The organism is Crossiella sp. S99.2 (genome assembly GCF_023094165.1).
Taxonomy (GTDB): domain Bacteria; phylum Actinomycetota; class Actinomycetes; order Mycobacteriales; family Pseudonocardiaceae; genus Crossiella.
On record NZ_JALMDK010000028.1, the window covers coordinates 24,473 to 48,348 of the forward strand.

The window sequence follows — 23,876 nt, forward strand, 5'->3', positions numbered from 1 at the left end:
ACACGCTAACCCGGGTTCAGCGGCGGCGCGTCCGGCGCGGTGTGGCGGCCTCCACCCGGATCGGTTCGGCGTTGCCCACCTTGTGCAGCAGCCGCAGCCCGGCCATCACCCGCTCGATGCACAGGCCGACCTCCTCGCTGGCCTTCTTCGGATCGGCCGCGTTGGCGATCTGGGTGGCGCTGCCGGCCAGCGCGCCGAACATCAGCCGGGACATCGGCTCGATCGGCAGGTCGTCGATCTCGCCGGACTCGGCCAGCCCGACCACGGTGGCCCGCACCAGGCCGTAGCTGAACTGCTCCTCGGCCTCCCGCCAGCGCTCCCAGCCCATCACCACCGGACCCTCGTGCAGCACGATCCGCTGGTAGGAGGGCTCCAGACAGACCTTGAGGTAGGCGCGCAGACCCGCCATCGCACTCTCCCACGGGTCGCCGGGCTGGGAGACGATCTTGGCCAGCCGGGCCAGCATGTCGGTCTCCACCGCGTCGAAGGCGGCCTCGAACAACGCCTGCTTACCGCCGAAATGGTGGTAGAGCGCGCCCTTGGTGACCCGGGCCCTGGCCGCGATCTCATCCAGCGAGGTGCCCGCGTAGCCCTTCCGACTGAACAGCTCCATGGCGCTGTCCACCAGGGCCTGCCTGGTGGATTCCGAATATTCCATACGCCGCGGCCGCGCTGTCGCCATACTCACAACACTACGACATACCGACAGTACGTACTCATGGTATGTTCTCCGTGTCGGAGCCATACCGTCAGTACGCCGGAAACTCCGGGTACGGGCGGTCCACGGCAAGGAGGGGCGTCATGAGCTGGAACGACTTCTACCGACGGCGCGATGTCATCAACGCCGTGCTGCGTCAGGCCGAACGGACCGGGGATCCAGTGCTGCCGTTCGAGGACGCCCCGCACGCCGCTGCATCAGGGTCGACCCTGGCCAAGCAGGTCTCCGAAACCTTCGCCGACCGCGCCGAGTTGCTGGCCGCCCTGCACTACCGCTGGATGCTGCGCCTGACCGGCCACCTCGAACTCGCCCTGCACGAGCACGGCGACCGGGTCGAGGCCGCCACCAGCGCCTGGCAGCGCCTGGCCGCCGAGGAACCCACCCTGCGCCGCCTGCTCGACGCCGGCGCCCAGACCATCCCGGCCGCCATCGCGCACGAACAGCGCACCCTGGCCCTGGTCACCGGCCTGGCCGACGCCCGCGAACCGGCCGAGCAGATCGAACGCGTCGGCGCGGCCTTCCTGGCCCTGGCCCGCGACGGTGCCCGCCCGACCCGCTGCACCTCCACCCGGAACTTCTTCCGCGGCTTCGCCGCCAGCGCCTGAGTCACCCCGCCGCACCCGGTGACCGGGTGCGGCGGCGGAACTCCCGGCCGCCCGGTGCGTTGGTCAGAGTGTCGAGGACACTGAACCCCCGACGGCGGCGAGACGGGGTGGACGGCATGCGGAACTGGACGGCCGAGGACATGCCGGACCAGAACGGGCGCACGGTGGTGATCACCGGGGCCAACTCCGGCCTGGGCCTGCACAGCGCCTACGCGCTGGCCGCCAAGGGCGCCCACCTGCTGCTGGCCTGCCGCTCCCCGGAACGCGGCGCCCGCGCCGTCGACCAGGTCCGCACCACCGCGCCGCGGGCCAAGGTGGAGCTGGTCCGCCTCGACCTCGGTGACCTGGCCTCGGTGCGCACCGCCGCCGCGGACATCCGGGAACGCGCGGGCGACCGGGTGCACGTGCTGATGAACAACGCGGGCGTGTTCTGCCCGCCGCTGGGCCGCACCGCGGACGGCTTCGAGACCCAGATGGGCGTCAACCACCTCGGCCACGCCGCGCTGACCTGGCTGCTCATGCCCGCGCTGCGGCAAAGCCCCGGCGCCAGGGTGGTCACCCTGTCCAGCCTGGCGCACCGGCGCACCACGCTGCGCCTGGACGACCTCAACTACGAACGCCGCCGCTACAACGCCTTCGCCGGCTACGGCGAGGCCAAACTGGCCAACCTGATGTTCGCCCAGGAACTGGACCGCCGGTTGTCCGCGGCCGACCTGGACGTGCGCAGCCTGGCCGCGCACCCCGGCCTGACCGACACCGAACTGGGCGCCAACGGCGGCCGGGCCCGCAAGAACAAGGTCCTCGAACTGGGCGTCAACCTGTTCAACAAGGTCGCCACCATGCGCCCCGAGCGCGGCGTGCTGTCCCAGCTATACGCGGCCACCGCGCCGGAGGTGCGCGGCGGCCAGTACTACGGCCCGGCCGGCGCGGGCGAGGTGTGGGGCGGCCCTGGCCTGGCGGCCTGCTCACCGGAGTCCCAGGACGTCGCGGTGGCGGCGGGGTTGTACGAGCTGAGCGGCGAGTTGACCGGGATCGCACCCGACCCGGCCTGACGTGTGATCGGCCACTCCCCCGCTGGGCTGGGGTCCCCGGCCCCGGGGACGTAGGCTGGCGGTCATGACCGTGGTGCCCGAGGGCCGCAAGCTTCTGCGGCTGGAGGTTCGTAACAGCCAGACGCCCATCGAGAAGAAGCCCTCGTGGATCAAGACCAGGGCGAAGATGGGTCCCGAGTACCGCGAGCTGAAGGGCCTCGTCAAACGCGAGGGCCTGCACACGGTCTGCGAGGAAGCCGGCTGCCCCAACATCTACGAGTGCTGGGAAGACCGCGAGGCCACCTTCCTCATCGGCGGTGACCAGTGCACCCGGCGCTGCGACTTCTGCCAGATCGACACCGGCAAGCCCGCCGACTTCGACGCCGAGGAACCGCGCCGGGTCGCCGAGTCGGTGCAGGCGATGGGCCTGCGCTACTCCACCGTCACCGGCGTTGCCCGCGACGACCTGCCCGACGGCGGCGCCTGGCTCTACGCCGAGACGGTCCGCCAGATCCACGCGCTCAACCCGGGCACCGGCGTCGAACTGCTCATCCCGGACTTCAACGCCGACCCCGAGCAGCTGGCCGAGGTCTTCGGTTCCCGCCCCGAGGTGCTGGCGCACAACCTGGAGACGGTGCCGCGGATCTTCAAGCGGATCCGCCCTGCCTTCCGCTACGAGCGCTCCCTGCAGGTGATCACCGAGGCCCGCGAGTTCGGCCTGGTCACCAAGAGCAACCTGATCCTCGGCATGGGCGAGACCCCCGAGGAGGTCACCGAGGCGCTGCAGGACCTGCACGACGCGGGCTGCGACATCATCACCATCACCCAGTACCTGCGGCCGAGCCTGCGCCACCACCCGGTGGAGCGCTGGGTCAAGCCGGAGGAGTTCGTGCAGCACAAGGAGACCGCGGAGAAGATCGGTTTCGCCGGGGTCATGGCGGGCCCGCTGGTCCGCTCCTCCTACCGCGCGGGCCGGCTCTACGCCCAGGCGAAGAAGTTCCGCGGCGAGCAGGTGCCCGAGCACCTGAACCACCTCTCGGAGGCCGGTCCGGGCGCCCAGGAGATCACCGCCCTGCTCGCGAGGTGAGGATCAACCGCCCGAATAGGTGAGCCGGGGCCACGGCCGTATCCTGGGACCATGGCCTCGAAGCCCCCCAAGCCGGACAAGGCGGCTGCCAAGGCGGCAAGCCGCGAGAAGCGCGCCGCGTCCAAGGCACGTCGCAAGCAGATCTTCGAAGCGTTCAAGATGCAGCGCCGTGAGGACAAGTGGCTGGTGCCGCTGATGATCCTCTCGGTGCTGGGCGCTACCGGCGTGGTGTTCGGCATCGGCTGGCTGATCGGCTACCCGTGGGTGGTGCTGCCGCTGGGTATCGCCATCGGCGCGCTGATCGCGGTGAGCATCTTCGGCCGCCGGGTGCAGCGCAACGTGTACTCCAAGGCCGACGGCCAGCCCGGCGCGGCGGCCTGGGCGCTGGACAACCTGCGCGGCAAGTGGCGGGTCACCCAGGCAGTGGCCGGCACCACCCAGCTCGACGCGGTGCACCGGGTGCTCGGCCGCCCGGGTGTGGTGCTGGTCGCCGAGGGCGCGCCGCACCGGGTGAAGCCGCTGATCGCGCAGGAGAAGAAGCGCATCGGCCGCATCATCGGCGACACCCCGATCTACGACGTCATCGTCGGCAACGAGGAAGCGGACAAGCAGGTCCCGCTGCGCCGCCTGCAGACCTACCTGTCCAAGCTGCCGCGCAACATCACCGTGGCGCAGATGGACGTGATCGAGAAGCGGCTCTCCGCGCTGGCCAGCCGCGGCGCGGCCCTGCCCAAGGGTCCGCTGCCGCAGGGCGCGAAGATGCGCAACGTGCAGCGCACCATCCGCCGCCGCTGAGCCGCCGCCGGGCCCTGGCGGCCCGGCTCCCGGCAGGTCAGCGCGCGATGGTCATGACGGTGCGGGCGACGTGGTCGTGCAGGCCACGTCCGTCCACATCCATCACCAGCGGCGGGATCACCAGGCACAGCAGCAGGGTGCGCAGCACCGAATGCCCGAACGAGATCCGCTCCCCGGCGCCGGCCAGCGAGGCCGGCTTGATGCCCGCCACCCAGTGCCCGGGGGTCCGGCCGAAGGCGGCCAGGCTGACCACGGTCAGCAACGCGAACAGCGCCATCGCCGACACCGCCGGGTTGGTGGTGAGGAAGTTGCCGATCAACGCGCCCGGCAACCAGTCGATGAGCAGGGCCAGGAACCGGCGACCGGTACCGGCCACCGAGCCCAGCCCGGCCTCCGGGAGCCCGAGTCGCTCCCCTCGGTAACCAGGTTCCGCCGCCGGATCACTCTCCCGCGCCGAGCCCGGTCCTGACAGCCACGAACCCGTCCACCTGCTCACGGTGTCAAGGGTAGGACGGGCGGTTGACCTTGCCCCGACCAGGTGGCGCCGTTCCCCGAAATGGGGTGTCGTTAACACCGGTGAAACACTCGGGTGATGACCGAGCAACACCATGGTCATACGGTCTGCTGGCAACAGGGCCGGTCCCGCACCGGTTCTCCTGACCGCGTGCGAGCACGCCGGCCCTGCCGGCACAACGACGAAGGAGCCAACGAGGGTGTTCACCAATCCCGACGAGGTCCTGAGCTTCATCTCTGACAACGATGTGAAGTTCATTGACGTGCGGTTCTGCGACCTGCCCGGCATCATGCAGCACTTCACCGTGCCGGCCACCTCGTTCGAGCGCGAGACGTTCGAGGAGGGCCTCGCCTTCGACGGGTCCTCGGTGCGTGGTTTCCAGTCGATCCACGAGTCGGACATGCTGCTGCTGCCCGACGTGGCCACCTCGCGCCTCGACCCGTTCCGGATCGAGAAGACCCTCATCATCAACTTCTTCGTGCACGACCCGCTGACCCGGGAGCCGTACAGCCGCGACCCGCGCAACATCGCGCGCAAGGCCGAGCAGTACATCGCCGAGTCCGGCATCGCCGACAGCTGCTTCTTCGGCGCCGAGGCGGAGTTCTACCTGTTCGACTCGGTGCGCTTCGACACCACCGAGAACGCCTCCTTCCACGAGATCGACTCCGTCGCGGGCTGGTGGAACACCGGCACCGACGAAGAGGGCGGCAACAAGGGCTACAAGGTCAAGTTCAAGGGCGGCTACTTCCCGGTCTCCCCGACCGACCACTTCGCCGACCTGCGCGACAAGATCACGCTGAACCTGATCGACTCCGGCTTCACCGTCGAGCGCGCCCACCACGAGGTCGGCACCGCCGGACAGGCCGAGATCAACTACAAGTTCAACACCCTGCTGCACGCCGCGGACGACCTGCAGCTGTTCAAGTACATCGTCAAGAACACCGCGTGGGCCAACGGCAAGACCGCCACCTTCATGCCGAAGCCGCTCTTCGGTGACAACGGCTCGGGCATGCACGCCCACCAGTCGCTGTGGAAGGAAGGCTCCCCGCTCTTCCACGACGAGTCCGGCTACGGCGGCCTGTCCGACACCGCCCGGCACTACGTCGGCGGCCTGCTGCACCACGCCCCGAGCCTGCTGGCCTTCACCAACCCGACGGTGAACTCCTACCACCGCCTGGTCCCCGGCTACGAGGCCCCGGTCAACCTGGTCTACAGCTCCCGCAACCGCTCGGCCTGCATCCGCATCCCGATCACCGGGAACAACCCCAAGGCCAAGCGCGTCGAGTTCCGCTGCCCGGACTCCTCCGGCAACCCGTACCTGGCCTTCGCCGCCATGCTGATGGCCGGCCTGGACGGCATCAAGAACAAGATCGAGCCCCCGGCCCCGATCGACAAGGACCTGTACGAGCTTCCCCCCGAGGAAGCCAAGAACGTCCCCCAGGTCCCCGGCTCCCTGGACGAGGTCCTCAACAACCTGGAGCGCGACCACGACTTCCTCCTCGAGGGCGGCGTGTTCACCCCAGACGTCATCGAGACCTGGATCTCCTACAAGCGCGAGAACGAGATCGACCCGATCCGCCTCCGCCCGCACCCGTACGAGTTCGCGCTCTACTACGACGTGTGATCGCTCCCGGGCTCCTACCAGGCATTTCCTGGTCTGATGCCCTGGGCAGGCCGTCCCCAGGCCGTGTGATTACGACCTAAGACGCCAGCAGTTCCAACGGCCGAGGGCCGGGTGGGTCACCACGACCACCCGGCCCTCGGCCATTTGTGTCCCTGTCGGCATCACTCGGTGACACTGACGGTTCACGGTGTCCGCATGACCAACATCAACCTGCTCATCCCGTTGGGTGCATCTGCGATCGGTGCCCTGATCGCGCTTGCCGGCGTTGTGGTTGGCCAACTGATGCAAGGACGGCGAGAGTTCAAGCTCCGCGAAAGCCAGTGGGTGCGCGAGGACCGCCACAGATTCACTGACCAGAAGCGAGATCTGTACGCCGACGTACTTGCGACCGTCGACAAGTGGCAGCGCAACCTTCGGGAGTTCCAGCACCACATGATCATCGGGCGATCCCCTTCTCCGAAGCTGTGGAGCCACTGGGTCAACGCGAAGTCCGCCGGTGACATCGACCGCCGACAGATGGATCTCCTTCTGGGGCGCGTGCGCTTGCTGTCGCCTCAGACCGCACCGTCGGTTCTCACCCACGTCGAGAAGCTCGACATGATGACCGGCTACGTCGCCTTGGAGCAGGCGCCACCGGAGCAAATCTCCTGGCCAGTGATCGAATCCAGTCTCGACGACCTCACGGTCACGCTGGCTCGTGACCTCGCCAATGGCGAGTAACGCCAGCGGTATGGTCAAGCCGCTTCCCTCTTAGTGCTGCTGAATACACGATCAACGGCACCACGAGTGCGCTCATGACTGGATGGCTCAGGTGCGTGCACACCCGCAGTGTGAACGCCGGGTCAGCATGCCCGAGGAACTCGGCCAGTGCCCGGATGCTGATCCCGTCATCGAGCAGCAGCGAGGCAAAGAAGTGCCGCAGCGCGTGGAACCCATCTGCCCACTTCGGATCCTTCACCCCGGCCTCCCGCAACGCGGGCTTCCACACGTGGTGGTTAAACGAGTGCCGGTAGATCGGCTTCCGCTCCCGCGTGTACAGCAGCAGGTTCACCGTCACCAGCTTGCCGTCCGGCTCCTCCCACGGCAGCGTCACCGGCAGCAGCTCGAACTTCTCGCTGTACGCCTTGATCGAGGCATTCCCGGTCGCGGAGAGCGGCACCTCCCGCACCTTCCGATGCTTGGACAGCGCGAACACCAGGCGCCCCCGGACGATCTTGATCTGCCGCTCGACCCGCAACGTCTGGCCATCCTTAGTGACGTCAGTCGGCGAGAGCCCGAACACCTCACCCTGCCGGAGCCCGCACCCAGCCCCAGCATCGATCATGACCCGGTACCGCTCCCCCAACTTGGCCCGCGCCGCGTGCACCTGCTCCTCCGGCCACGGCACCACCTTCGGGTACTCGCCCTGCGGCTTCGTCACCGACTTCGCGTTGCACGGGTTCTTCGTAATCCGCTCATCGTCGATCGCGGCCGGGAAGATTGCCGAAATGTTGGCGAAGATCGTCCTCCGGTACGTCTCGGCGAGCCCCTTCTTCTGAAGCTCCCGGTCCCGCTCCTGGATGTGGGACGGCAGGATCGCCCGGATCTCCTTGTCTCCCAAGTACGGCAACACACGCAGCTTGAGACGGAACTCCGTCCCCTCCCGACTCGAGTCATCGAACGTCCGCGAGTTCAGCCAGTCCTCACCGAGCTTCCGGAACAGCACCCGCCCCTTGTCCGGATCAAGGCGCGCCGCCAGGCGGCGCGTGCCCGGATGGTCGCACTGCCTTCGCCGGGCGCACCCATCCGGGCACGGCCGCCATCCGCTCCGCTGCGGCGCCCGACCCGCCGCTGCGCCCGGCGAACCCGCGGTTCCCAGCCGGTGCCGGTGGCCGCGCGCCGATACCAAAGTCGAACTGCCAGCGGTACCAGGCCGTCACGATCGCCAGCTCGGTCACCCTGATTGACTGCTTCCGGCAATCGCTGCCGCTCCCGTAGACAGCTCGACCCGTGACCGGATCGACCAACCCACCGGCTTGCCAACGAAAACTGGCGTAGCTACAGCTAGGTCGGGCCGAGATGGTGCTCTCGGCCCGACCTCTTAAACTCCGAGACGCGTCACGACCTGCCGGTCAGCGCCACAGGGAGACCGTAGGTCCGCCTAGGCCGAGACCGCACCCCGATGTCAGTCACCCTTGTGCTTGGTCTTGTCGACCTGGACGTACCCCTGACCCTTCTTAGGCGTCGGGGGGAGCGGCTTACCTTCGACCGCAGTGACTTCGGTCTTGCTTCCGGGAATCTTGTACTGACCGGACGAAGGGGCAGGGGTACCCGGGGGCAGCTTCTTGCCAGCCATGGCAGGAACCGCCTTTCCGCAAGCGTTACTACCAAGCCTCGGACAGCCCTGTTGCCATCCGACGCTGCCTTGTTAGGGTCACCTTGCGCGACCAACGCATAGACCCCGGCTGAGGTATAGACCCCAGTCGGGGTCTTTCATGCTCGCAGCCGCAGCTTACGTTAGAAGCACGTTAAATCCTAGGCGACACTCACACCTCGATCGCAACATCTAGTGTTACGTAGCAGTAGATCACACTACATGTGGACATCTTTCAACTAGAAATCGAACAGGTGTGCGACCTTTCAACCAACTACTTGCAGTTGGACTCCCAAGCGTTCCAGGCCGTCTGAGGCCGACGAAGGTCAACCAACGACGACCAACATCGACAGAGAACCAGCAGGCCAGAACGGGTGCGGATGCAAGCGACGCTGGTAAGGGACGGGCTGTGGCACTCCTACGACGTGTGATCCGCGGTAACTGAAACGGCCGAGGGCCGGGTGGTCAGTGCGACCACCCGGCCCTCGGCCGTTTCGAACTCACGGACGCACTAGTTGCCAACCCGCGATCCCTACCCAAGTTCCTTCTCCACCACGGCGATCACGTCCGCCGGCACCTTCCCCCGCCCGGTGCCCAGCAGCCATCGCTCCAACCCGCGATCCCCCGCATCCCGCACCGACTTGTCCGCCAGCCGCACCACCTGCCGAACCCGGGCAGGCTCAGCCCCCTCGGCCAGCCGCACCAGAAACCCCCGATACCCCAGGTTCTCCGCGGGGGCCGCGGCCTTGGTCGTGGGCAGCGCGTCGATGCGGCGGCGTAGTTCGGTCGAATCGGTGGCCGAGAGCACCCAGGTCGGGTTGGGCATTCCCGAGTAGATGTCGAGTTCTACTTCGATCGGGTCGGTCACCGGTGGGGCTCCTGACTGCTGTGTGCCGCACGCGACCAGGAACGCCAGTAGCAGTGCGACGCCGAGCTGGGGTTTCATGCCACGTAGGCCGTGTCGTTGTTTTGGTAGAAGTAGCCGCAGAAGTCGGTGTAGTTGCCGCGGCAGATGTTGTTCGGGGCGTAGCCTCGGCCGTTCTCCTGGTAGATCGAGTGGCCGCAGTCGTCGGTGTACTTCGCGGGGGTGCCGCCGGGTTTGTGGCCCCACCACCAGTTCGGGCCGCCGGTGACCAGGCGGTAGAAGTGGTAGTCGCGGCCGGGCCAGATGACCATGGCGATGGTCAGGGTGTTGGTCTGGCAGCCGTCGACCCAGCCGTCGGCGCGCAGGCCGTCGGTGACGTTGCCGCAGCTCATCACGGTGGCCGGGCGGCCGCCGCGCCTGCCGGGCAGGGCGTAGCGGACGTCGGCGAGGTGGTTGCTGGCGAAGCAGTAGCAGTTGTTTCGGGTGACGTGGGCCGGGTCGTTGAAGTAGTTCGCGTTGGCGCTGAACACGTTCGAGCCGCAGGCCCACCAGGTGCCGCCCTGCACGCCCAGGTCGCCGGACTCGTTGGCCTGGTCGGGGTTTTCGCCTTCGGTGGCTTGCTGGACGCGGTCGGTGGGCGCCATGGACTGGGCCGCGGTCTGGATGAGGCTGACGCCCTGGCCGGCGATCTCGGTCAGTTCGTCGTCCACGCCGCTGTCCTTGACCGAGCTGGACGTGCCGAGCAGCCAGTCGGCGATCGGCTCGTCGGCCGGGCGGCTGCCGACGCGGAAGGTCAGCGGGAGGCCGGCGCCGTCGGCCAGCTGGGTGTCGTTCCAGGCGCCGTCGGTGGACTTGATCATGCGGACCAGCAGGCCGCGGTAGCCGAGGCTGAACTGCTCGTCCTCGGTGGCCACCGGCGAGAGCTGGTCGGGGTAGGCGGTGACCCGCTCGATCAGCTCGCGTTCCTGCGTGTCGGTGAGTCGCCAGGTCGGGTTCGGCATTCCGGAGAAGATGTCGAGTTCCACTTCCAGCACGGTGTTTCCCCCTTGCCGTGACGGGCGAAATTGCCCCTTCAGTCCAGTAGAGCCCAGTGCGGTGCGGGAAATACCGCCGCTCGCCATCGAGGGTCCCAAATGCTGCCCGATCGGGCAAGCAGCACCGAGTCCGGTTCAAGGTAAAATCAATTCGGACCAGTCGCCAACGTTTACCCAGTCTCGCTCTGGTCCACTGTGGCCAGCAGCTGACTGGCCAGCCGGGTGCGCACGTACAGCACCTCCCGGCCCCGCCGCTGTGAGGTGACCAGGGCGTTGCGCCGCAGTACGGACAGGTGCTGACTGACCGCGGGCGCGGTCAGGCCCACCGTGGCGGCCAGTTGCGTGGTCGACCTGGGTAAATCCAATTGCAGTAACAACAAAGCGCGGCTGCGGCCGATGAGATCACCCAACGGCAGATCGTATTCCGCATCGCCGGGATTTCGCCAGACCGAAGCCACGCCGTGCGGTGGATAAGCCAAGGTCGGCCGATAGGGCTCGTTCAGCACGACAAAGGGAGTCGGCCAGGCGAACACGGTCGGCACCAGCAGCAATCCCGCGTTCCCCGGAAGATCTTTCTCGCCGGAATGCCTGGCCAGGTCGATGTCGAGCCTGCCATCGGTGTAGCGGACATCCGGGTGCAGTCGGTCGAACGCCGCGGCGGTGCCGCCGGTGGCCAGGCCGGTGGCCAGCCTGGTGAACTCCGCGTCCAGCACCGCGTTCATCCGCGGCTGACTCGGCTCGATGACCAGCCGCCGGTACCGGACCAGGGTGTCGGCGAGGCGGGGCAGTTCGCGTGCCGGATCGGCGTGCAGTGGACGCAGTGCGGGTGGCAGCGCGGCGGCTGGGGCCAGCTCTTCCAGCGCCGAGCGGACCGCGGTGGCCGGGGTGGCCAGCAGCTGGTCGAGTTCGGCGCCGAAGTCGGTGTCCCAGCCCGCGGGCGGGAGCAGCAGGAAGTCGGGCAGCCAGCCGGGGCGGCAGGTCAGGGCCAGTGCCACGGTCAGGTCCAGGCCGGTGATCTCGCGGCGGGCCGCGGCGATCCAGCGCTGGTGCACGAAGTGCCGCGCCGGGTCGCCCAGGGTGCGCAGGCTGCCGGTCACCTCGTACAGCGGCGAGCGGGCCAGCCGGACCTTGGTCAGGTCCTCGGCACGCATCCGGAGGCTGATCACGGCCCCAGGGTAAACGCCGGGTCCGTCAATTAAGCGAGCGCGAAATGGTGGGCGGAGCGGCCCGCCGCGGGCGCAGGGTAGGCGGCGAGCCGCACTGGGCGGCACCACGACCGGGGAGCATCGCCGTGCCCGACACCCTTGACCTGTCCACGCTGGGCAACATCGACCCGGCCTGGACGCACCTGCGCAAGCAGGTCACGCCGGCGGAGGAGCTGGCGCTGCCCGGCACCTGCCTGAAGTGGTACCACGTGCACCGCCCTGACCAGCCAATCCCGGCCGTGGACCGCGCCCGCGCGCGGGAGTTCCTCACCGCCGAGGTGGCCGACGGCCGGGTAGTGACCCGCGGTGACCTGGGGTTCGTCGTGCTGCACAGCTCGGGCGAGGTGCTCTTCGTGCTGCTGTGTCTGTGGCGCGGCGTCAACGAGATGTGGCAGGCCGCCTACGCCAGCACCGGCGGCGGCCCGTTCACCCCCGTGCAGCAGGCGGACGGCCTCACCCCGACCCAGTGCGTGTGGGAGCTCGGCCCCACCACGCACGAGCGGGTGGCCTGGTCGCACTACCTGGAATCCGCCCGCGACCAGGACGCCAAACTCGCCTACCTGGCCGACCGGCTCACCGGCCTGGTCTGACCCCCGCGGCCCCGGATCACCTGGCCAGCAACGCCTGGCAGATCCGGGGCAGCGCCACGCCGATCGGCTCGCGGATCACCTCGGTCGCGTACTCGTCATAGGGCGTCGGCGCCGCGTTGACCACCACCAGCTTCGCCCCGGCCCGCACCGCCACCGCGCACAGCGAGGCGGCCGGCTCGACCTGCAGCGAACTGCCCACCGCCAGGAACACCTCACTGGCCGCGGCGATCGTGCGCGCCTTGCCGATGACCTCGCCGTCCAACTGCTGGCCGAACAGGATCACCGCGAGCTTCAGGATGCCGCCACAGTCCACACAGGACGGGTCCAGCTCACCACCGCGGACCCTGTCCAGCACCGCCGGCGTCGGCGTGCGCGCGGCACAGCCGACGCAGACGGCGCCATGCATGCTGCCGTGCAGTTCCAGGACCTTGCGGGCGGGCACCCCGGCCCGCTGGTGCAGGCCGTCGATGTTCTGGGTCAGCACCCGGACCGCGGGCCCCGCGCTTAACCCGGCCAGCGCCAGGTGAGCTGGGTTGGGCTGCGCGAGCCAGGCCGGGTGCGCCAGGTAACGCTGCCAGAAACGCTGCCGGATCTCCGGGTCGGACAGGAAGTTGTCCAGGGTGAACAGGTTGGCCAGCTTGGGATCGCGGGTCCAGATGCCGTCCGGGCCCCGGTAGTCGGGGATGCCGGAGTCGGTGGAGATGCCCGCGCCGGTCAGCACGGCGATCCGCCGCACCCCGCGCGCCCAGTCGGTCATGGTCGCCGAGGCTAGTCAGCGCGGACCGGCCGGGCCATCGGTTTCCGGGGCGCCCAGGCACTATCGCGGACGGCACACTGTCCACATGCGCCTCCCGCACGGCTCGACCAGCTTCAACATCACCACCCCCGGCCCCGGCCCGAAGCACTTCCGCACCCTGATCACCGCCGTGGCCCGGGAGTTCGGCGCCCACGTCGAGGAGTTCCTGGTCCCCGACGGGACACCGAACCACGTCACCGCCCGCGTCAACGAACGGCAGCGGCGCTTCGAGCTGCTCTGCCACGACTCGCTGTTCCTGCTCGCTTTCGCCGAGGTGTCAACAACTCCCGGCGCGCCACCGGTCTTCCGGAACGAGCCGCCCTGGGCCGAGCTGCTCCAGGCCAGGTCGGAATTCCGGGTCTACACCAAGGAAGAACTCGACACCCCACTGTCCAGAGTGGACCTCAGCGAGCTGAACACGTTCGAGCACAAGCAGATCCGCCACTGGCGGCCGGACACCGTCGGCGAGCTGACCTTCAACCACTGGGACTGAGGCTCAGCCCAGCGGCGGCAGGATCGCCTGGGCGTCCGCACCCCGCATCCACAGCCCGATGGCGAAGGCCGCGGTGGCCTCCAGCAGTCCGGCCCTGGACAGCGGACCGGCCACCACCGGATCGCAGCCCAGGTCCCGGACCAGGGTCTGGACCTGGTCCAGGGCGGTGGGGTCGTCGCCGCAGAGCGGGACCACCAGGGGGCGGCCGGCGAAGACCGGGGGTGTCAGCCGCCAGGTATCCACGTGGCACAGGTTGAACGCCTTGACCACGTGCGCGCCGGTAGTGGCGAGCTGTTCGGCCAGGCTGATGTCCTTGGTGGTCAGGGTCCAGTCGGGGCCGACCGGGTTGGTGCAGTCGATCACGGTGCGACCCGTCGCGCCCGCCTCGGTGAGCACGTCCAGGGCCGCGGCCGCGGGCACGGCCAGCAGGAGCACCTCGCCGAAGGCCGCCGCCTCGGCGTAGCTGCCGGTGCGGGCCTCCAGGCGGGAGGCCAGCGGGGCGGGGTTGGCGCGGGTGGCGATCATCAGGTCGTGGCCCTTGCGGATCCACTGGGTGCCGAGGGCCTCGGCCATGTTGCCCGCGCCCAGGATGCCGATGCGCATCAGGTTCCTTCCGTTGGAGTTGGCGATGGGCACACGGTAGGAAGGACGATGGGCACCGTTTGGTGTCCGTCGAGTGCGGCAGGCTGGGGCGGTGTTCACGCTGGAACGGGACCTACTGGCCGACTGCCGGGCGCGGCTGGCCTTCGACCTGATGGCCAACACCTGGAACCCGGTCGTGCTGTGGGCGCTCAAGGACGGGCCGCGCCGGCCGGTGCGGCTGCGCCGGGAGATCGGCGGCATCCGCACCAAGGTGCTCACCGAGACCCTGCACCGGCTGACCTACCACGGCCTGATCGCCAGGGACTGCTACCGGGAGGCCCCGCCGCGGGTGGAGTACCGGCTGACCGACCCGGGCCGCAGCCTGCTCGGGCCGATCGAGGCATTCGGCGCCTGGGCCTACCGGCACGGGGACGAGGTGCTGGCCGCGCAGGAGTCCGCCGAGGAACTCAGCGGCTGACCGGCAGGCCCAGCTCCACCCGGTCCAGCTCGCTCCACAGCCGCTGCCCGCGGTGCCTGCGCAGCAACGCCAGCGACACGCACTCCACCGGGATCCGCACCGGCTCGGCCCGCACCGCGGCCAGGATCCGGCGCAGCTGAGCCCCGTCAACCGGCTCGGTGTGCTCGGCCAGCAGCAGCCGGGACGGCTGGGGCCACCGCGGGCGCCTGCCGAGCACCCCGGCCACCGCGGCCGCCAGCGCCCGGCGCACCGGTCGCAGGTCGCCGGTCACGGCCAGCGCCACCGTGCCGCGCCGCCGGATGACCCGGCCGGTGACCAGTTCCCGGGCCGGGACCTCGGCCAGCCGTTCCCGCGCGGCCGCGGTGATGGCCTGCACCTCGGTGTAGCGCAGGCGCTCGGCCGGGCCCAGCTCGCGCAGTGGCAAGCGCAGCCAGGGCGGGGCGCACGGGTGCAGCTGCGGGAGTCGGCGCAGCGCGCCCTGGTACTGGCCGGCCAGCCGGTGCACGGCCAGGTGCTCCTTGAGCGGGATGTGCCAGCAGTACACCCGGTCGTCCACACGCTCCCCCGTCCACTCTGCTGTCTCCTTGGTACCGACCGGGGTCGTCAGCCCGCGTCCACCTGTGGTCGCGGCCGCACTCAGCAGACAGACCGAGGGCAGACAGACCGAGGGCCGGGCAGCGTGTCGCCGCCCGGCCCTGGGACTCCTTGAGTCAGAGGGTCAGGACTGGTGCTCCTGGGGCTGGGTCTCCGCCTGGGCCCGTTCCTTGCGGGCGCGCGCGGCCTCGGCCAACAGCATGGGCGAGGGGGCGCGGTGCACCGGCGATGTCCGAGCGGCCTGGTCACTGGCGGCCCGTGGCGACTGCCCGTTCTGCTCGACCATTACGTCCTCCTCCAGCCGGGTACTAACCAACTGCCCACGAGGCTAGGCCGGTCCGCGTCACCCCATCAGGCGAATCTGCGACTGCGGAGCGCGTCGGAATCGATTCCGGACGCCGCGCAAATGATCGCAAACACGCTGTTGACCAGCGCTTACCCGCGTGGGATGACAATCCGCCTTGCACCCTGGAGTTGGTCCGGATACCTGGACAAGATCTTCAGAATTCGTCCTCTTCGTCCTCATCCTCGGCATCGGAGAGGTAGAGGTCGACCGAGAACGGGCAGGGCAGGCCCGCCAGCCGGGCGGTCAGCGCCGGGGTGAAGGTGAGCTGGCCCTGGCCGTTGGTGGCCTCCACCGTGCACCACACGTCGACCTCGAAGTCGCCGAGCAGCCCGGCGAGCGCGCCCAGCTTCCCGTCCAGCTCGTCGAGCAGCCACTCCAGGTGCGCGGACAGCGGCTCGGCCGGCTCGGCCTCGCTCTCCAGCAGCCACATGGACTGCTCGCGCAGGGTCGAGATGCTCTTGCCGATCGGCTCACCGCGCTCGGCGACGGTGGTCGGGTCCAACCCGAGGGTTTCGGTGACCACGGCCGCGGCGGCCTTGGTGCTGAACAACCGCAGGGACGCGCTGGCGCGGGAGATGGCCACTCTCACTCCTCCTGGACGACAGCCCTCATCCTGGCAGACCGCGGTGAACGCTCAACCGCCGAGCAGGGCATCCCTGGTGACCTGGAGCTGACCGTGGTGCTGCGCCAGCTCCTCGTAGACGTGCTGCAGCGCCGCGCCCTGGCTGATGCCGCCGGGGAAGGTGCGCCAGTGCGGCGGCGGCTCCCGCCGGACCGGCTGGTCGTACTCGGCGGTGGCCACGTCAGCGCCGAACCGGGCCCGCACCACCGCGGTCCGCTCGACCAGTTCGGCCACCGGCCCGGCCGCGGTGAACTCGGCTGGCCGGTCCCGCTCGACCTCCCGCCCGGCCACCACCTGCCCGCCCCAGAAGGCGACCACGCCCAGGCAGTGGGTCAGGATCTGGTAGGGCGTGTTCGCCCCCGGCAGGTCCGGCTTCCGGTTGGCCAGCTCGTCACCCAGCTCCAGCAGCACCTCGGTCATACCGTCCAGGGCCCGGTCGACGAAGAACAGGTAGTCCGCCTCGCTGATCACGCTCGTGCCTCCCCGCGTTCCGGCTCCTCGGCGAGTAGCTTGCCAGGCGTGACCGACAGTCTCCGCGAAGACGAGCCCGATGTGCCCACCCGCATTGTCAGCCACTTCTACGACAACCTCGCCGACGCGGTCGAGTCCCTGGAGGCCGCCGAGCGGCTCGGACTCGGCGTGACCGTGCGCAATCGCGTGGTCCTGCAGGGCGCCAACGACGACAGCGGCGAGGTGCTGCTGGAGGAGTGGGTGGTCGATGTCTACGACGCGCCGCCGTTGGAGGAGGACGAGGACGACCTCCCCGACGAGGACGACGACGAAGAGATCGCCGCCGTGCCCGCCGGGCAAGCCACGCCGTAACTCAGTCCACCACCAACACCAGCTTGCCGCGGACGTGCCCCTCCTCCAGGAGGCGGTGCGCCGCGGCGGCTTCGGCCAGTGGGAAGGTCTGCTGCACGTCCACCCGCAGCCGGCCTGCCGCGGCCAGCTCGCCCAGGAAGGTGAGCTGTTCCTTGTCCGCCTGGGCGAAGACGTAGCGGCCGCCCTGGGCCAGCACCTCGTTGCCGACGATCGAGGAGTGCCGGGCCGGGTCGCGGATCAGCCGGGGTGAGTCGGTGAGCGCCTGGCCGCCGATCAGGTCGACCGCGGCGTCCACCTTGCCGTCGCCACCGACCAGCGCGGCCACCCGCTCCACCAGGCCCTCGCCGTAGGTGACCGGTTCAGCGCCCAGTTCGCGCAGGTAGTCGTGGTTGCGCTCGGAGGCGGTGCCGATGACCCGCTTGGCGCCCAGTTCCCTGGCCAGCTGCACCGCGACGTGGCCGACCCCGCCCGCGGCGGCGTGCACGATGACGGTGTCGCCATCGCCGACGCCTGCCGCGCGCAGGGCCTGCAACGCGGTCAGGCCGACCAGTGGCAGCGCGCCCGCGGTCACCCAGTCCAGGCCTGCCGGTTTGCGCACGATGGCGCGCTGCGGGGCGGCGACCTGTTCGGCGTAGGCGCCGTGTTCCACGCTGTCCTTGCGGATGTAGCCGAACACCTCGTCACCCGGGGCGAACTCGGTGACGTTGGGGAACACCGCGGTCACCACCCCGGCGACGTCCCAGCCGGGGATCAACGGCAGGTGGTGCGGCATCACGCCCTGGAGGTAGCCCAGGCGGATCTTGAAGTCCACCGGGTTCACCCCCGCGGCACGCACCTGGATGAGCGAGTTCTCCGGACCGAGGAGCGGTTCGGGCAGTTCCTGGAGGCGCAGAACCTCGGGGCCGCCGAACTCGTCGAACGCGATTGCCTTCACTCTCAGGAATCGTAGAACAGCCGCTCCACCACCGCCCGGGCACGACGGGTTACCCGGCGGTACTCGTCGATGAACTCACCGGGGTCGGCCGCGGCCGGGTAGCCCATGGCGCGGGCCACCGCGGCCAGCTCCCGGCCCTGCCGGGGCAGCTGGTCGGTGGGTTTGCCGCGGACCAGGGTGGCCGCGTTGCGGGCCCTGGTGGCCATGGTCCAGGCCGCCTGCAACGCGGCGGCGTCGGCGTGCTGGACCAGTCCCGCGGTCTCCGCGGCCGCCAGTCCCTCCACTGTGGACGGTGTGCGGAGGGCAGGCACGGTGTGCGCGTGCTGAAGCTGGAGCACCTGCAGCGTCCACTCGACGTCGGCCAGCCCGCCGCGGCCGAGTTTGGTATGGGTGGCCGGATCGGCGCCGCGGGGCAGCCGTTCGGCGTCCACCCTGGCCTTGATCCGCCGGATCTGCAGCACACTGGCGTGGTCGAGGCCGGCCGCCGGGTAGCGCACCGGGTCGATCATCTCGACGAATCGTTGTCCCAGTCCGGGATCGCCCGCGATCGGCCGGGCCCGCAGCAGCGCCTGCTGCTCCCACACCTCGGCCCACTGGGCGTAGTAGGCGCGGTAGGACTCCAGGGTGCGCACCAGCGGTCCGCTGCGGCCTTCTGGTCGCAGGTCGGCGTCGACCTGCAGCGCCGGGTCCTGGCTGGGCGCGCCGAGCAGTCTGCGGATGAGTTCGGCGACCGCGGCCGCGTACCGCACCGCCTCGGTTTCCCCCGCGCCCGCAACGGGTTCGCACACGAAGAGCACATCGGCGTCGGAGCTGTAGCCGAGTTCGGCGCCGCCAAGACGACCCATGCCGATCACCGCGATCCGGGCCGGCTGGGACCCGCGTTCGGCGGCCACCGCACGGCAGGCCGCGTCCACCGCGGCCTCCAGCACCGCCACCCACACGCTGCTCAGCGCGGCGCACACCGCGGGCAGTTCCAGTTCACCGAGCAGGTCCGCACAGGCCACCCTGAGCAGTTCGTGGCGGCGCATCGAGCGCGCGGCGGTGACCGCGGTGACCGGGTCGGCGTAGCGGGCGACGGTGCTGCGCAAGGAGATCGCGACCTCGGCGGGCTCGCGGCCGGCCAGCGCGGGGGTGTCGGCGAGCAGCCGCAGCACCTCCGGCGCGCGCACCAGCAGGTCCGGCACCGTCCGGGAGGTGCCCAGCAGGAAGGCCAGCCGCTCGGCCACCGCGCCCTCATCGCGCAGCAGCCGCAGGTACCAGGGCGTGGTGGCCAGCGCCTCGGACACCCGGCGGTAGGCCAGCAGCGCGCCGTCGGGGTCGGGGCTGTGCGCGAACAGGTCCAGCAGCACCGGCAGCAACGCGCCCTGGATCGCGGCCCGCCGGGACACCCCGGTGGTCAGCGCCTCGATGTGCCGCAGCGCGCCGTCCGGGGAGGCGTAGCCGAGCGCGGCCAGCCGCAGCTTGGCCGAGTCGGTGGACAGCCGCAGCGCCTCGCTGGGCACCCTGGCCACGGCTTCCAGCAGCGGCCGGTAGAACAGCTTCTCGTGCAGCCGCCGGACCCGGTTGCAGTGCGAGCGGAACTCCGCCTGCAGCACCGCGCCCGAACTGCGCCGCCCATCCGGCCGGACCCCGGCGGCGCGGGCCAGCCAGCGCAGGCCGAGGCGGTCGTCATCGGCGGGGAAGAGGTGGGTGCGCCGCAACCGTTGCAATTGCAGGCGATGCTCCAGGGTGCGCAGGAACCGGTAGGACTCGGCCAGCCCCGCCGCGTCCGCGCGGCCGACGTAACCGCCGTGCCCGAGCACCCGCAACGCGTCCATTGTGGACAGAACGCGGAGTTCGGCGGCGCCGCGCCCGTGCACGAGTTGCAGTAGCTGCACGGCGAACTCGACATCGCGCAGCCCGCCCCGCCCGAGTTTCAGCTCCCGGTCGCCCAGCCCGGCGGGCACGTGCTCCTCGACCTTGCGCCGCATGGCCTGCACATCGGCCACGAAGTGGTCCCGGTCCCCCGCCGACCACACCATCGGCGAGAGCGAGTCCACATAGGACTGACCGAGTTCGGCGTCCCCGGCCACCGGCCGCGCCTTGAGCAGCGCCTGGAACTCCCAGGTCCGCGCCCACCGCTTGTAGTAGGCGATGTGCCCGTCCAGGGTGCGCACCAGCGCACCGGCCTTGCCCTCGGGCCGCAGCGCCGCGTCCACCTGGAAACACGCCTCGCCGGCGACCCGCATCAGCGCGGCGGCCAGCCGGGTGGCCACGCCGATATCGCCCTCGGCCACGAAGATGACGTCGACATCGCTGACGTAGTTGAGTTCCCGCGCCCCGCACTTGCCCATCGCGATCACCGCGATCCGGCAGGGCAGCCCGTCGGTGTCCGCGGGCACGATCTCCAGCACACCCACGGCCAGCGCGGCCTGCAGCGCGGCCCCGGCCAGGTCGGAGAGCACCGCGGCCACGTTCTCGTAGGAGACCTGCGGGGCGTCGCCGTCGATGGTGTGCGCCAGGTCCGCGGCGGCGATCCGCAGCAGCTCCAGCCGGTATGCCTCGCGCAGCGTGCGCACCGCCTCGGGCCCGCGGAGTCCGGCCCGCCACACCGGTTGTGCCGGGTCGGCGCCGACCGCGGCGAGTAGCCGCGCGGTCAGTTCGGCGACCTCGGGCAGTGGCGCGTCCAGCGCGCCGTCGAGCACTTCCAGCCGGGCCGGATCGGCGATGACGAAGTCGGCGAGCGCGCTGGAGGCGCCGAACACCGCGAACAACCGGGTGCGCAGTCCCGCCTCGGTGCGCAGCCGTTCGTCCAGCGCGGGCCAGCCCTCGCCGATGGCCTCACGCAGCCGGACCAGGCAGCGCAGGGTCAGATCCGGATCAGCGCTGCGGGAGAGCGCGGCGAGTTTGGTCTCCGCACCCGGCCTGCCCCACCAGCCGACCTCGCCGAGCAGGTCGGCCGCGCGCGGATCGGTCAGCCCGAACCGCGCGGGCGAGGGCGTGGCCCGGCTGGGATCGGTGAAGGTCATCCGCTACACCAGCGGCAGACGCCGGCCGGGCCCCGCCTGACTCAGCTCACCGGCGGCGAGCCGGACGAACCGCTCGGTGAACGGCTGCCACACCTCGGCCAGGTCCTGATGCCGCTCGACCAGGTGGTCGTGTTCCAGGTGTCCACGCGGCGCGAACGCCGCCTCCTCGGGCGAGTGCTCGGCCCAGCGCTGGACCAGTTCCGGGGTGGTCTCGATGTGGAACTGGAGCCCGTAGGCGTTGTCCCCCACCCGGAACGCCTGGTTGACGTACTTCGGCGAGGAGGCCAGCAGGACCGCCCCGCCGGGCAGCGCGGAGATCTCGTCGACGTGGTACTGGAGCACGTCGGGCGTCATCGGCAACGGCTCGAACAGCGGATCTCCCGCCGCCGCGTCCCGCTTGGCGATCAGCAGGGTGCCCACCTCGGGCCCCGCCACACCGGGCCGGACCTGGCCACCGGTGGCTGCGGCCAGGAGCTGCCCGCCGAGGCAGATGCCGAGTACCGGCACCCGGCGGCCGACCGCGTTGGCCAGCAGCGCCCGCACGTCCTTGAGCCAGGGGTGTTCGGCGTCGTCGTAGGCGCCCATCTCACCGCCGAGGCACACCAGTGCCTGGTAGCCCTCGACGCTGGCCGGGATGGGTTCCTGCCCGGCCCGGACCAGGTGGATCTCGGCGCCGGCATCCAGTAGCCAGTCGGCGAGCGGGCCGAGCGGGTCCAGGTCGGAAGGCTGGATGACAAGCACCGAGGTCATGGGAGAAAGCCTAGGCGCTACCGCCTAACAGGCGCAGGCCACCGCCCGGTGGATGTGATCACCCGCTCCCACCGCGGTGCCCTCGACCGGATAGCCCGCCCCGATCCAGGCCTGGATCCCGCCGGCCAGCCGCTTCACCGTGAACCCCAGTCCGGCCAGCCGGGCGGCGCCCTTGGTCGCGGCGTTGCACTGGAAGCTCTCGCAGTAGCAGACATAGACCAGGTCACGGTCCAGCTGCGCGGTGCTCTCCTCGGTCAGCGTGGCGTAGGGCAGGTTGATCGCACCGGGGATCCTGGCCGCCGCGAACGCCGCCGGCCGCCGGCACTCCACCAGCACGTACCCGGTGACCGTCCCTGCCACCAGATCCCGGTGCACGTCGTCCGGATCGGCCTCGAAGGCGAGTTCGGCGGCGAAGTGCGCCGCTGCCACCGCGGGCTCGGCCAGTGGGAGGGAAAGCACGTGGGAAGTGGTCTGCATGCTGGAAATTCTCGGGCAGTGGGACGCCCTCGAACATGGGGCGTTCCTGGTTCTAGCCTGGTTGTGCCTGTGTTTCCCCGCGAAAATCGAGCTTTGACGAGGATTTGGTCGCGTGGACCTAGATGAACTGGACTGGCGCATCCTGGACCTGCTGCAGCAGGACGGCCGGATGACCTTCACCGAGCTGGCCCGCCGGGTCAACCTGTCCGCCCCCGCCACCACGGAACGCGTGCGCAGGCTGGAGCAGCTGGGAGTGATCACGGGTTACGCCGCGGTGGTCGACCCCCAGCTGCTCGGCCTGCCCGTTCAGGCCATCGTCCGGGTCCGGGTCAGAAGCCTGGACTCGCCGCGGTTCCGCGAGCGGGTGCTGGCCCTGCCGTCGGTGTGCGACGCCGACCACGTGACCGGCGACGACTGCTGGCTGCTGCGGGTGCGATGTAAGTCGATGGCCGAACTGGAGCAGCTCGTCGATCACGCGCAGCAGTACGGCGAGACGACCACGTCACTCGTGTTCTCCTCGCATGTGCGGAACCGCCCCGTCAGCAGTCCCGGCTGAGAAGGCGATCTCCACGGCGTCGAACACCGGCCGATAACCCAGCCGCGGATAGATCCGGTTCGTCACCGGATCCCGGAGATCGGTGAACAACAGCACGTCAGTGGCCCCCTGGTCGAGCGCCCACCGCGAGGCCGCCGCCGTGGCCGCCGAGGCATAACCATGCCCCCGGTGCCGCACCGGCGTGTAGACGTACCGGACCCGGGCCATCCCCCCGCTGGGCACATTGGTGAACGCCAACGACACCGGCGTCCCGTCCACCTCCCAGACGAAGTGCGGATCCCCCGCCTCGAACGCGGCCAGCACGCCGGCCCGCTCATCCAGCGAATGCCCCACCCCGTCCAGCTCCAGGCCGAACGCCTCCCGCCACTTCACCAACAGCTCCAGATCAGCCACCCCGCCAATCCGGGCCGCACCGGCGACTGCCGGCGGCGCCAACTCCCCCAACCGGAACAGCCGCGAAGCCATTTTCTCCTGGGTCAGCTGCCCGGTCCGCTCAGTCCAGGCCCGCGCGAACGCCGCGGCAGCCTCCCGCGGCCCATACACCGCGGTCAGGTCAGGGGCATGCAGGAGTACCGCGTCCACGGCGGCGGGGACGGTTTCCAGCGGTAGCCCGCCGATGTGCAGTGGCCAGGGCGCGGTACGCAGGCTGGCGCCGACCAACGCGCCGGAGTTGTCGTGCACCGTGAGCATGAGCGGATTGGCGTAACCGGGCTCGGTGCCGGTCAGGCAGCGCTCCATGACGGTGATCGCGACGGTGTTGCGCACGGGGTCCGCGAGGAAGTGCGGCCCCGCAAGCTTCCAGAAGAGCTGAGGATTGGTGTGCACCTGCGCATCCATGTACCCAGGGTGCGCCGGGTCGAAGGTTCCGGCGACTCAATTTTGCGGCCACGGCCTCGGCGCCACCCACGCCCGCGCCCGGGTTCGAACGCAAAAAAAGCGTGTGGCCCCAGAACCGAAGTTCTGAGGCCACACGCAAATTTAGTTCGGCGGCGTCCTA

The 23,876-nt window shown here is 70.0% G+C and carries 28 protein-coding genes; 11 read left to right on the top strand and 17 right to left on the bottom strand.

Annotated elements, in window-relative coordinates; translation table 11 throughout:
• Positions 1 to 16: 16 nt before the first annotated feature.
• The gene (locus tag MZC64_RS46785) at positions 17 to 682 is read right to left on the bottom strand and encodes a TetR/AcrR family transcriptional regulator (protein WP_247766140.1); all 666 of its coding nucleotides are present in this window, start codon (positions 680 to 682) and stop codon (positions 17 to 19) included.
• 119 nt (positions 683 to 801) lie between these two features.
• Here MZC64_RS46785 and MZC64_RS46790 point away from each other — a divergent pair, with 119 nt between their 5' ends.
• The 4 genes from MZC64_RS46790 to MZC64_RS46805 all read left to right on the top strand — a co-directional run bounded on the left by MZC64_RS46790 (position 802) and on the right by MZC64_RS46805 (position 4,236).
• Entirely contained in the window at positions 802 to 1,323 is a 522-nt protein-coding gene (locus tag MZC64_RS46790; protein WP_247766139.1) for a hypothetical protein, read from the top strand.
• Positions 1,324 to 1,439: 116 nt separating this feature from the next.
• Positions 1,440 to 2,375, top strand: coding sequence for an oxidoreductase (locus MZC64_RS46795; protein ID WP_247766138.1), 936 nt, complete (start codon positions 1,440 to 1,442; stop codon positions 2,373 to 2,375).
• Positions 2,376 to 2,439: 64 nt separating this feature from the next.
• A complete protein-coding gene (gene lipA, locus MZC64_RS46800; protein WP_247766137.1) occupies positions 2,440 to 3,441 on the top strand; it encodes a lipoyl synthase in 1,002 nt (333 codons plus the stop codon).
• 51 nt (positions 3,442 to 3,492) lie between these two features.
• Positions 3,493 to 4,236 carry a DUF4191 domain-containing protein gene (locus tag MZC64_RS46805; RefSeq protein ID WP_247766136.1) on the top strand — a complete coding sequence of 248 codons (744 nt, stop codon included), beginning with the start codon at positions 3,493 to 3,495 and terminating at the stop codon, positions 4,234 to 4,236.
• Between the two features lie 37 nt (positions 4,237 to 4,273).
• Here MZC64_RS46805 and MZC64_RS46810 read toward each other — a convergent pair whose 3' ends face one another.
• Complete coding sequence (locus tag MZC64_RS46810) at positions 4,274 to 4,732, bottom strand: RDD family protein (protein WP_247766135.1); 459 nt, start codon at positions 4,730 to 4,732, stop codon at positions 4,274 to 4,276.
• A 217-nt stretch (positions 4,733 to 4,949) separates the two neighbouring features.
• On the opposite strand from MZC64_RS46810, the gene glnA reads away from it, so the two are divergent.
• Both glnA and MZC64_RS46820 read left to right on the top strand, forming a co-directional pair.
• Entirely contained in the window at positions 4,950 to 6,374 is a 1,425-nt protein-coding gene (glnA, locus tag MZC64_RS46815; protein WP_247766134.1) for a type I glutamate--ammonia ligase, read from the top strand.
• A 195-nt stretch (positions 6,375 to 6,569) separates the two neighbouring features.
• The gene (locus MZC64_RS46820; protein ID WP_247766133.1) at positions 6,570 to 7,094 is read left to right on the top strand and encodes a hypothetical protein; all 525 of its coding nucleotides are present in this window, start codon (positions 6,570 to 6,572) and stop codon (positions 7,092 to 7,094) included.
• On the opposite strand, the gene MZC64_RS46825 is transcribed toward MZC64_RS46820, so the two are convergent.
• The 4 genes from MZC64_RS46825 to MZC64_RS49050 all read right to left on the bottom strand — a co-directional run bounded on the left by MZC64_RS46825 (position 7,060) and on the right by MZC64_RS49050 (position 11,792).
• On the bottom strand, positions 7,060 to 8,079 hold the full coding sequence (locus tag MZC64_RS46825) for a site-specific integrase (protein ID WP_247766132.1): 1,020 nt from the start codon (positions 8,077 to 8,079) through the stop codon (positions 7,060 to 7,062). The genes MZC64_RS46820 and MZC64_RS46825 overlap by 35 nt on opposite strands.
• Before the next feature lie 1,180 nt (positions 8,080 to 9,259).
• Positions 9,260 to 9,595, bottom strand: coding sequence for a hypothetical protein (locus MZC64_RS48460; RefSeq protein WP_282107029.1), 336 nt, complete (start codon positions 9,593 to 9,595; stop codon positions 9,260 to 9,262).
• A 74-nt stretch (positions 9,596 to 9,669) separates the two neighbouring features.
• Entirely contained in the window at positions 9,670 to 10,626 is a 957-nt protein-coding gene (locus MZC64_RS46835) for a hypothetical protein (protein ID WP_247766131.1), read from the bottom strand.
• A gap of 170 nt (positions 10,627 to 10,796) precedes the next feature.
• Complete coding sequence (locus MZC64_RS49050; RefSeq protein ID WP_247766130.1) at positions 10,797 to 11,792, bottom strand: helix-turn-helix domain-containing protein; 996 nt, start codon at positions 11,790 to 11,792, stop codon at positions 10,797 to 10,799.
• 125 nt (positions 11,793 to 11,917) lie between these two features.
• Here MZC64_RS49050 and MZC64_RS46845 point away from each other — a divergent pair, with 125 nt between their 5' ends.
• Complete coding sequence (locus MZC64_RS46845; protein ID WP_247766129.1) at positions 11,918 to 12,421, top strand: hypothetical protein; 504 nt, start codon at positions 11,918 to 11,920, stop codon at positions 12,419 to 12,421.
• A 16-nt stretch (positions 12,422 to 12,437) separates the two neighbouring features.
• Here MZC64_RS46845 and MZC64_RS46850 read toward each other — a convergent pair whose 3' ends face one another.
• A complete protein-coding gene (locus MZC64_RS46850; protein ID WP_247766128.1) occupies positions 12,438 to 13,178 on the bottom strand; it encodes a Sir2 family NAD-dependent protein deacetylase in 741 nt (246 codons plus the stop codon).
• A gap of 85 nt (positions 13,179 to 13,263) precedes the next feature.
• Between MZC64_RS46850 and MZC64_RS46855 the strand changes: the two genes are divergently transcribed.
• Positions 13,264 to 13,710 (top strand): hypothetical protein, encoded by a 447-nt coding sequence (locus MZC64_RS46855; RefSeq protein WP_247766127.1) that lies wholly within the window; start codon positions 13,264 to 13,266, stop codon positions 13,708 to 13,710.
• Positions 13,711 to 13,713: 3 nt separating this feature from the next.
• On the opposite strand, the gene MZC64_RS46860 is transcribed toward MZC64_RS46855, so the two are convergent.
• Positions 13,714 to 14,313: an NADPH-dependent F420 reductase gene (locus MZC64_RS46860; RefSeq protein ID WP_247766126.1), complete on the bottom strand. Its 600-nt coding sequence runs from the start codon at positions 14,311 to 14,313 to the stop codon at positions 13,714 to 13,716.
• A gap of 151 nt (positions 14,314 to 14,464) precedes the next feature.
• Here MZC64_RS46860 and MZC64_RS46865 point away from each other — a divergent pair, with 151 nt between their 5' ends.
• On the top strand, positions 14,465 to 14,770 hold the full coding sequence (locus MZC64_RS46865; protein WP_247766162.1) for a helix-turn-helix domain-containing protein: 306 nt from the start codon (positions 14,465 to 14,467) through the stop codon (positions 14,768 to 14,770).
• On the opposite strand, the gene MZC64_RS46870 is transcribed toward MZC64_RS46865, so the two are convergent.
• The 4 genes from MZC64_RS46870 to MZC64_RS46885 form a co-directional block, all read right to left on the bottom strand.
• On the bottom strand, positions 14,760 to 15,326 hold the full coding sequence (locus tag MZC64_RS46870) for a hypothetical protein (RefSeq protein WP_247766125.1): 567 nt from the start codon (positions 15,324 to 15,326) through the stop codon (positions 14,760 to 14,762). The genes MZC64_RS46865 and MZC64_RS46870 overlap by 11 nt on opposite strands.
• Positions 15,327 to 15,488: 162 nt before the next feature.
• Positions 15,489 to 15,650, bottom strand: a complete 162-nt coding sequence (locus MZC64_RS46875) for a hypothetical protein (protein ID WP_185002414.1) — start codon at positions 15,648 to 15,650, stop codon at positions 15,489 to 15,491.
• A gap of 214 nt (positions 15,651 to 15,864) precedes the next feature.
• On the bottom strand, positions 15,865 to 16,293 hold the full coding sequence (locus MZC64_RS46880) for a DUF4279 domain-containing protein (protein ID WP_247766124.1): 429 nt from the start codon (positions 16,291 to 16,293) through the stop codon (positions 15,865 to 15,867).
• Positions 16,294 to 16,344: 51 nt separating this feature from the next.
• A complete protein-coding gene (locus tag MZC64_RS46885; RefSeq protein ID WP_247766123.1) occupies positions 16,345 to 16,803 on the bottom strand; it encodes a DinB family protein in 459 nt (152 codons plus the stop codon).
• Positions 16,804 to 16,851: 48 nt separating this feature from the next.
• Here MZC64_RS46885 and MZC64_RS46890 point away from each other — a divergent pair, with 48 nt between their 5' ends.
• A complete protein-coding gene (locus MZC64_RS46890) occupies positions 16,852 to 17,154 on the top strand; it encodes a hypothetical protein (protein WP_247766122.1) in 303 nt (100 codons plus the stop codon).
• A 1-nt stretch (position 17,155) separates the two neighbouring features.
• Here MZC64_RS46890 and MZC64_RS46895 read toward each other — a convergent pair whose 3' ends face one another.
• From MZC64_RS46895 to MZC64_RS46910, 4 genes are read right to left on the bottom strand one after another with little or no spacing between them, the layout of a single operon-like run.
• Positions 17,156 to 18,088 carry an NADP-dependent oxidoreductase gene (locus MZC64_RS46895; RefSeq protein ID WP_247766121.1) on the bottom strand — a complete coding sequence of 311 codons (933 nt, stop codon included), beginning with the start codon at positions 18,086 to 18,088 and terminating at the stop codon, positions 17,156 to 17,158.
• Between the two features lie 2 nt (positions 18,089 to 18,090).
• Complete coding sequence (locus MZC64_RS46900) at positions 18,091 to 21,096, bottom strand: bifunctional [glutamine synthetase] adenylyltransferase/[glutamine synthetase]-adenylyl-L-tyrosine phosphorylase (protein WP_247766120.1); 3,006 nt, start codon at positions 21,094 to 21,096, stop codon at positions 18,091 to 18,093.
• A gap of 3 nt (positions 21,097 to 21,099) precedes the next feature.
• Positions 21,100 to 21,846, bottom strand: coding sequence for a type 1 glutamine amidotransferase (locus MZC64_RS46905; protein ID WP_247766119.1), 747 nt, complete (start codon positions 21,844 to 21,846; stop codon positions 21,100 to 21,102).
• 24 nt (positions 21,847 to 21,870) lie between these two features.
• Positions 21,871 to 22,323 carry a rhodanese-like domain-containing protein gene (locus tag MZC64_RS46910; protein WP_247766118.1) on the bottom strand — a complete coding sequence of 151 codons (453 nt, stop codon included), beginning with the start codon at positions 22,321 to 22,323 and terminating at the stop codon, positions 21,871 to 21,873.
• Positions 22,324 to 22,435: 112 nt separating this feature from the next.
• Between MZC64_RS46910 and MZC64_RS46915 the strand changes: the two genes are divergently transcribed.
• A complete protein-coding gene (locus MZC64_RS46915) occupies positions 22,436 to 22,879 on the top strand; it encodes an Lrp/AsnC family transcriptional regulator (protein ID WP_247766117.1) in 444 nt (147 codons plus the stop codon).
• On the opposite strand, the gene MZC64_RS46920 is transcribed toward MZC64_RS46915, so the two are convergent.
• On the bottom strand, positions 22,826 to 23,716 hold the full coding sequence (locus MZC64_RS46920) for a GNAT family N-acetyltransferase (RefSeq protein ID WP_247766116.1): 891 nt from the start codon (positions 23,714 to 23,716) through the stop codon (positions 22,826 to 22,828). The two genes, MZC64_RS46915 and MZC64_RS46920, sit on opposite strands and share 54 nt — an antisense overlap.
• Positions 23,717 to 23,876: the final 160 nt, after the last annotated feature.